Source organism: Mesorhizobium newzealandense, assembly GCF_042682145.1.
Classification (GTDB): Bacteria; Pseudomonadota; Alphaproteobacteria; order Rhizobiales; family Rhizobiaceae; genus Mesorhizobium; species Mesorhizobium newzealandense.
The window spans coordinates 121,897-136,363 of record NZ_JBHUGZ010000019.1 but is presented as its reverse complement, the minus strand read 5'-3'; the positions used below and the strand labels follow the sequence as shown (position 1 = coordinate 136,363).

Genomic DNA, 14,467 nt, shown 5'->3' with positions numbered 1-14,467 from the left:
TATTGAACAGGACTATACAGGTTCACTAGACAGGTACGCATATGAAGCGGCGCGCGGTTCAACTGTCTCCTGGCACGGGCAAGCCCGAGCAGATCGCTACCGTCCTGGAGCACGAAATCCGCTCCGGCGTACTCGGTTTCGGCGACCGCCTGCAAAGCGAGAACGAGCTGGTCCAGCGATTCTCCGTCAGCCGCAACACGGTCCGCAAGGGCCTCGAGGAACTGTCCAGCCGCGGGTTGATCACCACCAAGGTCGGCATCGGCTCCTTCGTCACCTTCGATGGCAAGCCAGTCGACGATGCGATCGGCTGGTCGCGGTCGCTCGCCGATGCGGGCGCCAATGCCGAGACGCGGACACTGCGGCTGGAGGTGATCGAGGACGCCGACCTGGCCGCCTGGCTCGGCATTGAAAGCCCGTTTTTCATTGCCGTCGACCGGGTGCGCACCAACGCCAGCGATGGCCATGCGATTTCCATCGAGCGCAGCCGGCTGCCGCTGTCGCCGGAACTGGAGGACGTGCCGCTGCGCGGCCTGCGCGAGGGTTCGCTGCACCAGACGCTGCGTGACGCTGGTCTCATTGCGGACCATGGCGAGGAATGGGTGGAGATCGAGATGCTCAATGCCGAGGATGCCGGCATCCTCGGCTGTCCGCAAGGCACGCCGTTCCTGCGCGGTCGCCGGTTGACCCGCGCCGCCGATGACCGGCCTATCGAATATGTCACCAGCCTGCTCAACCCGGCGCATTTCGCGCTGCATATGAGGTTCTGAGCGATGTCGGATGCAACCAGCAAGGCGATCGACCGCGCCATGGGCGCACTTGTCGGCGGGGCGATCGGCGATGCGCTGGGCATGCCGACGCAGCTTTTGTCGCCGGCCCGCATCGCCGAGCTCTATGGCCATGTCGACGATTTCGTCGCCCCGGTTGCCGACCACCCGGTGTCGAAAGGGCTTCTGGCCGGCACCGTCACCGACGACACCGAACAGGCGCTGCTGCTTGGCCGCATCCTGGTGGAGTCCGGCGACCGCTTCGACCATGCGCGCTGGGTCAACGCGCTGCTCGACTGGGAGCGCGAGGTCAAGGCGCGCGGCAGCTACGATCTGCTAGGGCCGTCGACCAAGCGCGCCATCGACGCCATCAACAATGGCGTGCCAGCGGAAGAGGCCGGGCGCGGCGGCGACACCAATGGTGCGGCCATGCGTATTGCCCCTGTCGGCATCATGATGCCGCTGGAGCCGCTCGACGCGCTGGTCGCCAAGGTGGCGGAGACCTGCCGAGCGACGCACAACACGTCTATCGCCATCGCTTCGGCCGCCGCCGTCGCTGCCGCCGTCAGCTGCGGCGTCGCCGGCGGCGGCTGGCGCGCCGCGTCCGACAGCGCCGTTGCGGCGGCGAGGCGAGGGGCGACGCTCGGCAATTGGGTGACAGGCGGCGACATCGCCGCGCGCATCGTGTGGGCGCAGGATATCGTGCGTGGCAAGGCGCTGAAGGATGCGATCCGGCTGATCACCGAGCTGGTCGGCACCGGCGTCGCCAGCCAGGAATCGGTTCCGGCCGCCTTCGCGGTGCTGGAAGTCGCCGGCGGCGATCCATGGCAAGCGGCGGTCATCAGCGCCAATCTCGGAGGCGACACCGACACGATCGGCGCCGTCGCGGCGGGCATGGCCGGCGCCTGCACCGGCTTTTCCCGATTGCCGCAACAGCACATCGCCAGGCTCGTCGGCATCGACATGTCAGAGGTTCGCACGCTTGCCGCCGATCTCGTGGCGGCAAGGGTGGCGAAAACCGGCTCCGGCAAGGACGCAGCGGCATGAGCGGGCGCCTCGTCCATATCGGCAGCGCCGTGGTCGACTATGTCTACCGTATCGATGCCTTGCCGGCGCCTGGCGCTGAGAAGACCGCATCGAGCTTCGCCCAGGTCGCCGGCGGCGGCTTCAACATGATGGTCGCGGCCTCCCGCACCGGCATGAAGGTGGTGTTCGGCGGCCAGCTCGGCAGCGGACCGAATGGCGATTTCTTGCGTGCCGCCTTCGCCAGCGAAGGCATCGAGACGCTGACGCCGTCATCACCTGTCATGGACAGCGGCAACTGCGTCGCCATGATCAGCGCCGATGCCGAACGCACCTTCGTGTCCTGGCCAGGTGCGGAGAGCGTGCTCAGCCTCGACATGATGGAGCCCGTGGTGGTCGCGCCGGGGGACTGGGTGTTCACCTCCGGCTACACGCTGAGCTATCCGGCAAGCCGCGACGCGCTCACCGACTGGATCGAGGCACTGCCGGCAGGCATTCCCTTCGTCTTCGATCCGACGCCGGTGATATCGGACATTCCGCGCCCCATCCTGTCGCGGGTGCTCGCCCGCACCACCTGGCTGAGCTGCAACACGACGGAAGCGGCCGAGATCGCCGGTTCGGGCGACGTTGAAACGGTCGCCGCGTGGCTGCTGGACGTTCACTGCCCGAAGGCAGCGGGCGTGGTCATCCGCGCCGGCGCCAAGGGCTGCCATGTGCGGCTGGCCGACGGAACAGCGCAGGCCATCGCCGGATTCAAGGTTGACGCCATCGACACCAATGGCGCCGGCGACAGTCATATCGGCGCCTTCGTCAGCGCCATGGCGCGCGGCATCCCGCCCTTCGAGGCAGCGCGCTACGCCAATGCGGCGGCGGCCATTTCGGTCACCCGCCATGGCGGCTCGTCGGCGCCGGCCGATCACGAAATCCAGACATTCCTGAGCCATGCCGCCGACCCGTCGCGCGCAGGCCGGACACAGAAGGCCAATGCATAACTGCCAGAAAGCCTGACAAGCCCGGGAAAGCGGGCAAACCCACAGAGAGGAACCAACCATGCGCATGCCTGACTTGACTGCTCTGCTGACGGCGACCGCCGTCTTCACCTCCGCACTCGCGTTCGCCGCCAAGGCCGACGACGTGCATGTGCTCAACTGGAAAGGCTACGGCACCGACGAGCCGTGGGCCGTCGCGGCTTTCGAAAAGGCCACCGGCAACAAGGTCATCAACGACTTCTTCAATTCCGAACAGGAGATGCTGACCAAGATCCGGACCAATCCCGGCCTCTACGACGTCGTCATGATCAATGCCGCCTTCAACGACCAGGCGATGGACGGAAAGCTGATCCAGCCGATCGATACGTCCAAGTTGCCGAACTACGCCGACATCAGCAAGGACAAGGCGGGATCGCCAATGCTCGTCCATGACGGCAAGGTCTATGGCGTGCCGTGGGTGTGGGGCCTGACGGCGCTCGCCATCAACGAGAAATCCTTCGACAAGCCGCCAACCAGCATCGCCGAGATGTGGGACGCCGCCCACAAGGGACGTGTCGTCATTCGTGACGATGCCGTCGAGGCGGTGCAGTTCGGCGCCATCGCCACCGGCCAGAACATCAACGACATCAAGGATATGGACGCCGTCAAGGCGAAGCTCACCTCGCTGATGCCGCAGATCAAGACGTTCTGGAGCTCGGAGAACGACTGGAACCAGATGGTCGCATCCAACCAGATCGACATCGGCACCTATTGGAGCGGCTCGGCCGACCGCGCCAAGACCCACTTCAAGCTGCCGGTCGCGCTGGTTGTTCCGCAGGAAGGCGCCGTCGCCTGGCTCGACGCCTTTTCCATTCCGGTTGGCGCCAAGAACGTCGCCGGCGCCGAGGCCTTCATCAACTACATGATCGACCCGAAATTCTATGTCGAATGGGTCACCAAGGTCGGCGCGCCGGTATCGGCGAACACCAAGGCGGTGGAAGCGCTGCCCGAGGATGCCTTCAACCGCAAGGTGATGGGCGACCCCGAAGTGGCCAAGCGCATCCAGTTCCAGGCGCCGATCACCGACGCACAGCGCGAAGCCTATCTGGCGCTCTGGCAGCAGCTCAAGGTCGACGTGAAGTAAAGCTCGCGTCCGGGCCAGCCGGCGGTTCGCGCCGGCTGGCCCTTTCAATCCTGGGGAGGAGCGTATCATGGCAGCTGCGACAGCGTCGCGAAGCGGGCTGAGATCGGCATTGCCGCTGCTGGCACCAGCCTATCTCTGGCTGACGGTGGCAATCTTCCTGCCGCTGTCGGCGATGGTCTTCTTCTCGTTCATGACCGAGCTGCCGCTGTCGGGAAAGCCGTGGGCGTTCACGCTCGGCAACTATGCCGCCTTCTTCTCGCAAAGCCTCTATCTGACGCTGCTGCTCGCCTCGCTGCGCCTCGGCCTCGAGGTGACGCTGTGGTGCATCGTCATCGGCTACCCGGCTGCCTATGTGCTGGCCAAGGTGCTGAAGGGCCGCAGCCGCGAGGCGATCTTCCTGCTGGTCATCCTGCCGTTCTGGTCGAACGGGCTGGTGCGCATCTTCTCCTGGGCGATGGTGCTGCGCGAAGGCGGCATCCTCGACACGGCGCTCAACGCGGTGCTGCCGTTCAAGATCAACATCGACCTGATGTATTCCTATCCAGCCGTGATCATCGGGCTGGTGCATTCCTACGTGCCCTACATGGTGCTGACCTGCTACCTCACGCTGCAGGCGATCGACGACTCGCTGATCGAGGCCGGACGCTCGCTTGGCGCCTCGCGGCTGCAGGTGTTGAAGCGGGTGATCATCCCGCTCTCCATGCCCGGACTGGTGGCGGGTGCCGCACTCATCTTCGTGCCGGTTGTCGGCTCGTTCATGGAACCGCGCATCCTCGGCGGCCGCACTGGCACCTTCTACGGCACGGTGATCGAGGACCAGTTCGTGGCGGTGTTCAACTGGCCGCTGGGCGCGGCGCTCTCCTTCATCCTGCTGGCCGTCGTGCTGGTTATCCTGGCGGTGGCCTCGCCGGTGCTGAAGAGGGCTGCGTGATGGCGACGACCCGCATCCTGGAATGGGTCGGCCGCCTCTACATCTGGCTGTTGCTCGCCTTCCTCTATCTGCCGATCATCATCATGGCGCTGATGTCGTTCAACGTCTCGCCCTTCTACCAACTGCCGTTCGAATGGACGACTGAATGGTACGCATCGCTGTGGCAGAACGATCAGCTGATTGCCGCCACCTGGAACAGTGTCGAGATCGCCATCATCACCACCATCATCTGCACGGTGCTCGGCTCGGCGGCGTCGCTGGCGCTTTATCGCTATGAATTTCGCGGCAAGAAATTCCTGCAGGCGCTGCTGTTTCCGCCGATCGCCATTCCGTGGCTGATCACCGGCACGGCGATGCTGATCTTCTTCTTCGGCGTCGGCATCGGCCGCGGCCTGCATGCCATCCTGCTCGGCCATGTCGCGCTGGCGCTGCCCTATGTCATCGTCGTCGTCTCGGCCCGGCTGCAGACCTTCGCGCCGGAACTGGAAGAGGCGGCGCGCTCGCTCGGCGCCAACCAGTGGCAAGTGACGCGGCGCGTCACGCTCCCGTGGATCATGCCCGGCGTCATTGCCGGCGGGCTGTTCGCCTTCGCGGTGTCGTTCGACCAGTTCGTGGTGTCCTATTTCCTGGCGACGCCGGGCCAGACGACGCTGCCGGTCGAAATCTACGCGGCGATCCGCAAAGGTTTCACGCCCGAGATCAATGCGGTCTCGACGATCATCATTGTCGTGTCGATGGCGCTGATGCTGCTCACGGCACGGTTCTTCAAATTCGGCGGAGAGAAGTAATGGCTGGCGTGCAGGTATCGAATGTGTCGCGCAGCTTTGGTGCGCACAAGGCGCTGGACGACGTCTCCATCGATTTCGCCGACGGCGGCTTCTATGCGCTGCTTGGACCGTCGGGCAGCGGCAAGACCACGCTGCTGCGGCAGATCGCCGGGTTCGACTTTCCCGACAGTGGCCGCATTGCGATCGGCGGCGAGAGCGTCGAGCGGGTACCGGTCGAGAAGCGGCGCATCGGCATGGTGTTCCAGAACTACGCGCTGTTTCCCAATATGAGCGTTGCCGACAATGTCGCCTTTGGCCTGTCGGTGCGCGGCGAGGCCAAGACGGTGATTGCCGCCGAGGTACAGCGCGCGCTCGACCTCGTGCAACTCGGCAAGCTCGGCGGCCGCCGACCGCATCAATTGTCAGGCGGCCAGCGCCAGCGCGTGGCGCTGGCACGGGCCATCGTCACCAAACCGCGCGTGCTGCTGCTCGACGAGCCGCTCGGCGCGCTCGACAAGGCGCTGCGCGTCGACATGCAGATCGAGCTGAAGCGCATCCAGCGCGAGATCGGCATCACCACCATCTTCGTCACCCACGACCAGGAAGAAGCGCTGACGATGAGCGACCGCATCGGCATCTTGCGCGACGGCAGGCTGGTGCAGGAAGGCCCGCCCGAGGAGATCTACGACCGGCCGAAGAGCGAATTCGCCGCCACCTTCCTCGGCGACGCCAACATCTTTCGCGGCGACACGACCGGCAACGGCATCCGACTGGCGGACGGCACGGCGATTGCTGCCGGCGCCGGTGCCAAGCTTGCCGCCGGTGCCAAGGCGAGCTGCGCCGTGCGGCCCGAGCGGATCCGCATCGCCACCGATGCCGGGGCTTCGGATGCCGCGGATGCGAATGTGCTGCGGGGGCAAGTGTCGAAACGCATCTTCGCCGGCAACAACAGCACTTACTTCGTCGAGCGTGCCGGCCAAACGCTCAAGGTCATCGTGCAGAACACCGGCATCGAGCGGCTGGCGGAGGGGCAGGACGTGGTGCTGCGCTGGTCGCCGGAGAGCACCGTGCTGATAGCAGCAAACTGACACTTGCTGGGTCTTGCCAGACTGTCCGTAATCAGGGACAGCATAACCGGGCACGAGCCCGGAGCACATCGATGACGCTGGAATTGACGGCCGAGGACCGATCCATGCGCGACGGCGAGCGTGGCCCGTCCGCAGCCGCCGCGATGAAGATCCTGGTCGCATTTTCCAATGCGGTCGGGGCGGGCAGCCTGCTCGATATTGCCGGCGCCCATATCGATGGTTGTCTCTACCACGGCAAGGCCGGGCTCGATTTCGTCGAACGGCTGGTCGAGGGCGGCGGCCGTGTCCGGGTGCCGACGACATTGAATGTCGGCTCGTTCGATCTCATCCATCCCGGCATGGTGAAGATGCCGGCGGCGGAAGAGGTGCCGGCGCGGCGGCTGATGAAGGCGCATCTGGAGCTTGGCTGTCAGGCGACGTTCACCTGCGCGCCCTATCAGACGCGGTTCCGGCCACGCTTCGGCGAGCAGATCGCCTGGGGCGAATCCAACGCCATCGTCTTTGCCAATTCGGTGATCGGCGCCCGCACCAACCGCTACGGTGATTTCATCGACCTGTGCTGCGCCATGACCGGACGCGCGCCGGCCTGGGGGCTGCATCTGAGCAAGAACCGGCGCGGCCGGATCCTGTTCGAACTGGCCGTTGCCGAGCCGGAACCGAGCGACAGCCTGTTCGTCGGCGTCGGACTGATCGTCGGGCAAGCGAGCGGCGACCGCATTTCGGTCATTGCAGGCTTGCCGCAGCCGCGCGACGAGGACCAGCTGAAGGCGCTGGGCGCCGCCGCGGCAACCACCGGCGCGGTGGCGTTGTTCCATGCGGTCGGCATCACGCCGGAAGCAAGAACGCTCGACGAGGCGTTCCAGGGCCATGCGCCGGAAGAGACGATCCGCATCACCCGCGCCGACATCGATCACGCGCTGGCGAAGCTCTCGAGTGTGCCCGATGGCGCGCCGCTTTCGGCCGTATCGCTCGGCACGCCGCATTTCTCCCATGAGGAATGGATGCGCCTGTTGCTGTTGCTTCGCGAGGTCGCGCCAGGCAGGCGCATCCCGATCTATGTCAACACTGGCCGCGCAACGCTGACGCGATTGCAGGAGGAGGGCGCGCTGGCCGGCATGGAGGCCTTCGGACTGATCCCGGTCGCCGACACCTGTACCTATGTCACCTCGATCCTCGAGCGCCTCGACGGCGTGGTGATGACCAATTCCGGCAAATGGGCGCATTATGCGCCGGGCAATATCGGCGTGTCCGTCGCCTTCGCCGACATGAAGGATTGCATCCGCTCCGCAGCAGTCGGGCATGTCGTGCGGAGCGCCTCATGACGCAGCCAGTGGAAACGAGGGCCATCGAGCGGTCAGGCACTTTCCAACTGGCCGGCGAGGCTTCGGGCCAGGCGCTGGTGTTTTCGCAGCCACTCAGCTTCTGGGGCGGCGTCGACGCCGAGACCGGCGACATAACGGATCATTCGCATCCCGGTCTCGGCCAGAATGTCGCCGGCAGGATCCTGGTCCTGCCGAGCGGGCGCGGCTCGTCGTCCTCGTCCTCGGTCCTGGCTGAGGCGATCCGCAGGGGAACGGCGCCGGCCGGCATTCTTTTGGAGCGGCCGGACCCGATCATTGCGGTGGGCGCCATCGTCGCCGAATTCCTCTACGACATCCGCATGCCGCTGGTGGTGTGCGATATCGGTGGCATCGCTTCCGGTGACCGTATCGCGGTCGGCCTCGGAGCGGATGGCCGGGCGATTGTCAGCATCGGGAGTCTCCCAGACTGAGTGGAAGCATCTGATGGGGCGGGCCTTTGCAGCGCTGCCCCGCTCGGCTGGGTCAGATCTCCGGGATATTCTCCTTGAAGATCACCTGCAGCCTTGGCTGGTGCAGTTCATAGGGCAGTCCCCTGACCGCATGGGTCAAGGTGTTGAGCGCCTCACGGGCCTCGACGCGAGGGTTCTGGTCGATGACCGCGTCGAGCGTGCCATCGAGCAGAAGGTCCTTGGTGCCGTCGGTCACCTCATGGCCGAGGAAGACCATGGACTGCGCGCGGCCGCGCTCCTTGAGCGCCCGGGCAATGCCGGTGTTGCCGGCGCCGACATTGTAGATCGCGGCAAGGTCGGGATGCCGCTCCAGCAGGGCGGACGCCTCCAAATAGGCCTTTTCGCGGTCGTCGAGCATTTCACGCATCTCGACGATCTGCAGATTGGGCGATTCCTCCGTCAGGATATGGCGGAACCCCATCTCGCGTTCCTCATGGCCGCGATAGGACAGCGAGCCGGCGAACAGCGCCACCTTGCCCGGACGCCCCGATCCCATGAAGCGGTTGAGCAGATAGCCGGCCAGCCGCCCGGCGGCGCGGTTGTCGATGCCGATATAGGCAACCCTCGGCACATGCAGGATGTCGGAGGCGATGGTCACCACCTTGATGTCGTTGGCTGACAGCGAGCGGATCGCCTCGCGCACCGTCGGATGGTCGAGCGCGATGACGCCGACGCCTTGCGTCCGTCCGCGCAATTCCTGCAGCAGGCGGGCGAGGCCGTCCGGGTTGAAACCTTCGATGGTGGCGATGTGCACATCGAGGTCGGGCCGTGACTGCGCCTGCGCCTCGATCTGGCGGTGCAGCATCTTGATGAAGGAATTGGTGCCGGCCGGCAGCGCGAAGTCGAGCCGGATGACATCGCCAGGCAAATGCCGCGGCGGCGCCCCGTTCGGGCTTTCGGCGATGTAGCCGAGCCGCTGCGCCATTTCGAGCACGATTTCGCGCGTGCGCGCCCGCACGCCGGGGCGGTTGTTGAGCACTCGGTCGACCGTGGCGGCCGAGACACCGGCTTCCCGGGCTATGTCAGTCAGGGTGGACCGCACCGTCTTTCATCTCCTGCATGCGTCAGGTCGGCTGGCTTCTCTGCCATTCGCGATTCTGATGGGAAATGATGTATCCGCCCTTGGCCGATGTGCAAGCCGTCGGGCTAAATCAAATCGTCCGGCAGGGCCGCATGGGACTGGCAAGATGCGTTTTCCATCAAATCGAGGCATCAGGAGCGAGGCATGGATCCCAGTATGACGCATTTCTCTGCCCTGTTTGCAATGTTGTGATGTGTTTTGAGTATTTATGATGTTGACAGCCTTACCATGCTGCCGTCAATATCCCTCATCGGGTCGTGGAGGAAACGTGACCCTGAGGGAGGAGTTCAATGTCTGACTTGATCCGCATGTCGCGGCGCCGCTTGCTGGCGTCCGGAGGAAAAGCGGCCGTGATCATGGCCGCCGCTGGTATTGCACCGAAATTCATTCGTCCGAGCCGCGCCTATGCGGCCGACGCGCTGGCGCCAGGCATGATCGGCGGCCCGACGGGCTTCGATGGAGCCGAGCACTACCAGTATGGCGCCGACACGCCGGAAGGCCGCGCCATCGAGGCGGCCAAGGCGCTGAAGGGTGCCGGCAAGGCACCGGCCAAGATCGTGCTTGGCCTGTCGGACGGTTCGATCGGCCAACTGACGCAGCCGTTCCCGGCCGGCGCGCCGTCGATCAAGGATCTGTGGGAAAAGGAAACCGGCATTCCGATCGAAATCGTCGGCCTGCCGAACGGCCAGGAATTCACCAAGACGATGCAGGACATCTCCACCAAGGGTGGGGCCTACGACATCTACTCGACCGAATGGAACCGCCTCGGCGACCTCGCCGAAACCGGCGGCATCGCCAAGCTCGACGACTTTGTCGCGCAGTACAAGCCTGAGTGTGACGATCCGGTGACCGGCTATGTCAACGGCGCCAAGGGCGTGTCGCTGCTCAACAAATATCGCGGCTCGAACTATGGCGTGTCGCTGGACGGCGACTTCCAGACCTGGGTCTACCGCACCGACCTGTTCGGCGACGAGGCCGAGAAGAAGGCCTTCAAGGACAAGTATGGTTACGATCTGGCGCCGCCGAAAACCTGGAAGCAGCACGGCGACATCGCCGCCTTCTTCCAGCGCCCGGACAAGGGCCTGTTCGGCTCGACCGACCTGCGCAACCAGGGCTGGGGCTACACCAACTGGTACCAGCGCTATGTCTCGATGGCTTCGCCCAACCAGTTCCTGTTTGGCGATGACGGCAAGCCGCTGATCAATTCGGAGCAAGGCATCGCCGCCACCAACGAATATATCGCATCGTTGTCGCATCATTCGCCGGATGCGATCTCGTGGGGCTGGCCTGAGCAGTATGGCAATTTCGCCAAGGGTGGTGCGGCGATGACCTGCGCCTTCTCCAACCTGCCGAAATTCCTCGACAATGCCGGCAACAAGGATTCAGCTGTCACCGGCAAGATCGGTTCGATGCTGCCGCCCGGACGCGAGATCGACGGCAAGCTGATCAGCCGTTCCGTCCTCTGGTTCTCGCTGACCGGCATGGTCTCGTCACAGTCGAAGAACCAGGAGGTCGCCTATCTCCTGCTGCAATGGCTGGGCTCCGCCCGCATCTACGCCTGGATGAGCGCCAATCCCGGCGGTTATCTGGATCCGTTCCGGCTTTCGGATTTCTCCGATCCGCTGGTCCGCCAGACCTACCATGCCTACCACATGGACATTGTGCGCGAGACGGTGGCGCGGACGGTGCCGACCATCAATTATCCCGGCGCGACTGCCTTCCACAATGCGCTGGACGAGAACCTCATGGCGGCACTGACCAAGGCCAAGACCGCCGATCAGGCGATGGCCGACACCGAAGTCGAGTGGAAGAAGATCGCCCGGCGCACCGGCGAGGACAAGCTGCTCGAAGCCATCAAGTCCAACAAGGAGGCCTGGCCGACAGTTCTCGATCCAATCGCCTGATCCTTCTCCCAGGATCACATCGAAGGAGGGGAGGAGCTTGCTTCTCCCCTCTGCCCGCAACGCCACCAGAAAAGCCGCCAGATGAAGCGTTCCATCCCTTTCGAGATATTCCGCTACGCCGCGATCCTCGCGGCCATGGCGGTGACGCTGGTGCCGATCCTGTGGATGGTGTCGATGGCCTTCAAGCCGATCGCCGAATGGTCGGCGACCGGTGCCGACCTGACATGGTGGCCGAAGAACCCGACGCTCAGCAATTTCCGTTTCGTCTTCGGCGAATCCACCAACAATCTGATCGTCGCGCTCGACCGCACAGCGCTGAAGCCGATCCTGTCGTCGCTCTTGTCGGCGGTGTTCGGTACGGTGATCGCCATGTCGGCGGGTACGGCCGCCGCCTACGGCCTGTCACGTTTCGGCTCGGGCCAGAACCTGCCGCTGGCGCTGATCCAGCTCAGGCTGTTTCCGCCGATGGCGGTCATGATCCCGGTGATGATCATGTGGGCCTTCCTCAATTTCACCGACAGCTGGTGGGGGCTGTCGCTGATCTACGGCATCGTCACCTTGCCTTTCGCCTTCTGGCTGATGAAGACCTTCTTCGACGACATGCCGCGCGAGATCGAGGAGGCCGCACTGGTCGAAGGTTGTTCGCGGCTGCGCGTCTTCACCCGCATCACGCTGCCGATGATGCGCGCGCCGCTGGCCAGTGCCGCGCTCTTCGTCTTCATCCTCAATTGGTCGGACTATCTGATCGCGCTGCTTTTGACGACGCGCGAATGGGTGACGATCCCGGTCTACATGGCTTCGCTGTCGTCCTCGATGACCGGGCAGCTCTATGGCGCCAAGGCAGCCCTTGGCCTCATCGCCGCCGTGCCGCCCGTCATCATGGGCATCGCCATCCAGCGCCATCTGGTGCGCGGGCTGACTTTCGGGGCGCTCAAGCAATGAGCGCGGTGATGGCTACGATTTCAGAGGACGCGATGAAAACCGTCCAGGCAAGACCGGTCCTGCGCGACGAAGGGGCAAAGCTCGGCTTCCGGCTGACCCTGCCGGCGCAGATCCTCGTGCTGTTCATCTCGGCCTTCCCGCTTTTGATGCAGCTCTACATCAGCATCACCGACTGGTCGCCGCTGTCGGGCCTTGGCTGGTGGAACGCCTGGTCGCTGTGGAACGGCTTCGCCAACTACACCGACCTTGCCGCCGACGCGCGCTTCTGGAGCGCGCTGAAGCGCACCGCTATCGTCATGATCGTCTGCGTGCCCGCGGAGTTCCTGCTCGGGCTGGCGCTGGCGACGCTGTTTGCCGACGATTTTCCCGGCAAACGCATCTTCTACTCGATCCTGCTGATGCCGATGATGGTTGTGCCGGCGGTGGCCGGCTACATGTTCTTCATGCTGTTCCAGTCGGGAGGGCCGGTGAACGATATCCTGTCGTCGCTCAACGGCTCTCCCGTCACCATTGCCTGGCTGTCGGATCCGACGCTGGCGCTGTTTGCAGTCATGGTCGCCGACATCTGGCAGTGGACCCCGCTGATGTTCCTCATCCTGCTTGCCGGCCTGGTCGGCGTGCCGGAGGATCAGATCAAGGCGGCGACGCTGCTCGGCGCCAATCCGTGGCAGCGCTTCGTCACCATCGTGCTGCCGAAGATGAAGACGATCATCATCATCGCGCTGGCGATCAGGGTGATCGAGAACTTCAAGATCTTCGACACGCTCTACATCATGACCGGCGGCGGCCCCGGCGTCGCCACCGAAACCATCTCCGTCTACATCTACAAGCTCACCACACAGGACCTGATCTGGGGCTATGTGGCGGCGATCGCGCTGGCCATATTGATCGTGCTGTCCATCGTCGCGGTGTTGGCCATGAAGCGCATGGCGCGGTCGCGCGAGGTGCCGGCATGAGTGCCATCCACCTGCAGAGCCTGGTCAAGAAGTTCGGCGACTTCACCGCGCTGAAGACCATGGATCTTGCCATATCGGACGGCGAGTTCATGGCGCTGCTTGGGCCTTCGGGCTGCGGCAAGTCGACGACGATGAACATGATCGCCGGCATGGAGGAGCCGACCGGCGGCAAGATCCTGTTCGGCGAGCGCGACATGGCCGGCGTGCCGATGGGGCGGCGCGGCGTCGGTTTCGTCTTCCAGAACTATGCCATCTTCACCCATATGACGGTGCGCCAGAACCTCGCCTACGGGCCGAAGATGCGTGGTGCCGCGAAGGCCGAGATCGACCGCCGCGTCGGCGCCATTGCCGAGATGCTGCAGCTGACGCCGCTGCTCGACCGCAAAGCCGATCGGCTGTCGGTCAACATATTGCAGCGGGTGGCGATCGGCCGCTCGGCGATCATGGAGCCGGCGATCTTCCTGCTCGACGAGCCGCTTTCCAATGTCGACGCCGCTTTCCGGGCCGTCATGCGCACCGAACTGAAGCAGCTGCAGCGCCAGTTCAAGCAGACGATGGTTTATGTCACCCACGACCAGCTCGAGGCGATGACCATGGCCGACCGCATCGCTGTTATGGATCACGGCGTGCTGCAGCAGGTCGGCACGCCGCTCGAGGTCTATAACGATCCAGTCAATGTCTTCGTCGCTCGCTTCATCGGCGCGCCGGGCATGAACCTGCTCAAGGGCAGGCCGGCGGAGAGCGATCGTGGGCTGGTCGTCGATCTCGGGCCGTTGGGCATCACCCCGCCGCTGCCGGACGCGCTCGCGGCGGCCATGCGTGGCGCGCGCGGCGAGGTGCTTTACGGATTTCGGCCCGAACAGGCGTCGCTGGTGCAAGACGGGCGAGGCCTCGCCATGCCGGTGAGTTTCGTCGAACGGATCGGTGCGCGCACTATCGTTCATCTCGGCGAGGGCGAAAGCGCGGTAAAGACGGTGTTCGACAATGATGTCGGACTGGCGATCGGCGACACCGCCGTCGTCGCCCCCGCCGCGTCGTCGGTGCGTGTCTTCGACGCCGCGACCGGCCGTGCGATCAAGGCAGGTTGAG

The 14,467-nt window shown here is 64.6% G+C and carries 14 protein-coding genes and 1 pseudogene; 13 read left to right on the top strand and 2 right to left on the bottom strand.

Translation table 11 applies throughout. The features are described from left to right. Window positions 1-41 precede the first annotated feature (41 nt). Window positions 42-767: a GntR family transcriptional regulator gene (locus tag ACFSOZ_RS29020; protein WP_379103701.1), complete on the top strand. Its 726-nt coding sequence runs from the start codon at window positions 42-44 to the stop codon at window positions 765-767. Between the two features lie 3 nt (window positions 768-770). Next, window positions 771-1,811 (top strand): ADP-ribosylglycohydrolase family protein, encoded by a 1,041-nt coding sequence (locus ACFSOZ_RS29015; protein ID WP_379103699.1) that lies wholly within the window; start codon window positions 771-773, stop codon window positions 1,809-1,811. Here the strand turns inward: ACFSOZ_RS29015 and ACFSOZ_RS29010 are convergent. Further along, a pseudogene (locus tag ACFSOZ_RS29010) lies at window positions 1,724-1,915 on the bottom strand (hypothetical protein); the annotation flags it as partial. The gene ACFSOZ_RS29015 and the pseudogene ACFSOZ_RS29010 sit on opposite strands and share 88 nt — an antisense overlap. Here ACFSOZ_RS29010 and ACFSOZ_RS29005 point away from each other — a divergent pair. The 7 genes from ACFSOZ_RS29005 to ACFSOZ_RS28975 all read left to right on the top strand — a co-directional run bounded on the left by ACFSOZ_RS29005 (window position 1,829) and on the right by ACFSOZ_RS28975 (window position 8,456). Then, window positions 1,829-2,779 carry a PfkB family carbohydrate kinase gene (locus ACFSOZ_RS29005; RefSeq protein ID WP_379103865.1) on the top strand — a complete coding sequence of 317 codons (951 nt, stop codon included), beginning with the start codon at window positions 1,829-1,831 and terminating at the stop codon, window positions 2,777-2,779. The pseudogene ACFSOZ_RS29010 and the gene ACFSOZ_RS29005 sit on opposite strands and share 87 nt — an antisense overlap. A 58-nt stretch (window positions 2,780-2,837) precedes the next feature. Beyond that, window positions 2,838-3,899: an ABC transporter substrate-binding protein gene (locus tag ACFSOZ_RS29000; protein WP_379103697.1), complete on the top strand. Its 1,062-nt coding sequence runs from the start codon at window positions 2,838-2,840 to the stop codon at window positions 3,897-3,899. A gap of 67 nt (window positions 3,900-3,966) precedes the next feature. Then, entirely contained in the window at window positions 3,967-4,830 is an 864-nt protein-coding gene (locus ACFSOZ_RS28995; protein WP_378915563.1) for an ABC transporter permease, read from the top strand. Next, window positions 4,830-5,618: an ABC transporter permease gene (locus ACFSOZ_RS28990; RefSeq protein WP_379103696.1), complete on the top strand. Its 789-nt coding sequence runs from the start codon at window positions 4,830-4,832 to the stop codon at window positions 5,616-5,618. The genes ACFSOZ_RS28995 and ACFSOZ_RS28990 overlap by 1 nt, the downstream gene beginning before the upstream one ends. Continuing rightward, window positions 5,618-6,685 (top strand): ABC transporter ATP-binding protein, encoded by a 1,068-nt coding sequence (locus tag ACFSOZ_RS28985; protein ID WP_379103694.1) that lies wholly within the window; start codon window positions 5,618-5,620, stop codon window positions 6,683-6,685. The genes ACFSOZ_RS28990 and ACFSOZ_RS28985 overlap by 1 nt, the downstream gene beginning before the upstream one ends. Before the next feature lie 71 nt (window positions 6,686-6,756). Then, window positions 6,757-8,007 carry an aconitase X gene (locus tag ACFSOZ_RS28980; protein WP_379103692.1) on the top strand — a complete coding sequence of 417 codons (1,251 nt, stop codon included), beginning with the start codon at window positions 6,757-6,759 and terminating at the stop codon, window positions 8,005-8,007. Beyond that, the gene (locus ACFSOZ_RS28975) at window positions 8,004-8,456 is read left to right on the top strand and encodes an aconitase X swivel domain-containing protein (protein ID WP_379103690.1); all 453 of its coding nucleotides are present in this window, start codon (window positions 8,004-8,006) and stop codon (window positions 8,454-8,456) included. Before ACFSOZ_RS28980 ends, ACFSOZ_RS28975 begins: the two co-directional genes overlap by 4 nt. Window positions 8,457-8,508: 52 nt before the next feature. Here ACFSOZ_RS28975 and ACFSOZ_RS28970 read toward each other — a convergent pair whose 3' ends face one another. Beyond that, the gene (locus ACFSOZ_RS28970) at window positions 8,509-9,537 is read right to left on the bottom strand and encodes a LacI family DNA-binding transcriptional regulator (protein ID WP_379103687.1); all 1,029 of its coding nucleotides are present in this window, start codon (window positions 9,535-9,537) and stop codon (window positions 8,509-8,511) included. Window positions 9,538-9,866: 329 nt separating this feature from the next. Here ACFSOZ_RS28970 and ACFSOZ_RS28965 point away from each other — a divergent pair, with 329 nt between their 5' ends. The 4 genes from ACFSOZ_RS28965 to ACFSOZ_RS28950 all read left to right on the top strand — a co-directional run bounded on the left by ACFSOZ_RS28965 (window position 9,867) and on the right by ACFSOZ_RS28950 (window position 14,466). After that, window positions 9,867-11,480, top strand: coding sequence for an extracellular solute-binding protein (locus ACFSOZ_RS28965; RefSeq protein WP_379103685.1), 1,614 nt, complete (start codon window positions 9,867-9,869; stop codon window positions 11,478-11,480). A gap of 81 nt (window positions 11,481-11,561) precedes the next feature. Beyond that, window positions 11,562-12,422: a carbohydrate ABC transporter permease gene (locus tag ACFSOZ_RS28960; RefSeq protein ID WP_379103683.1), complete on the top strand. Its 861-nt coding sequence runs from the start codon at window positions 11,562-11,564 to the stop codon at window positions 12,420-12,422. Then, entirely contained in the window at window positions 12,419-13,378 is a 960-nt protein-coding gene (locus ACFSOZ_RS28955; RefSeq protein WP_379103681.1) for a carbohydrate ABC transporter permease, read from the top strand. Before ACFSOZ_RS28960 ends, ACFSOZ_RS28955 begins: the two co-directional genes overlap by 4 nt. Next, window positions 13,375-14,466: an ABC transporter ATP-binding protein gene (locus ACFSOZ_RS28950; RefSeq protein WP_379103679.1), complete on the top strand. Its 1,092-nt coding sequence runs from the start codon at window positions 13,375-13,377 to the stop codon at window positions 14,464-14,466. The genes ACFSOZ_RS28955 and ACFSOZ_RS28950 overlap by 4 nt, the downstream gene beginning before the upstream one ends. The last annotated feature ends 1 nt before the right edge of the window (window position 14,467 follow it).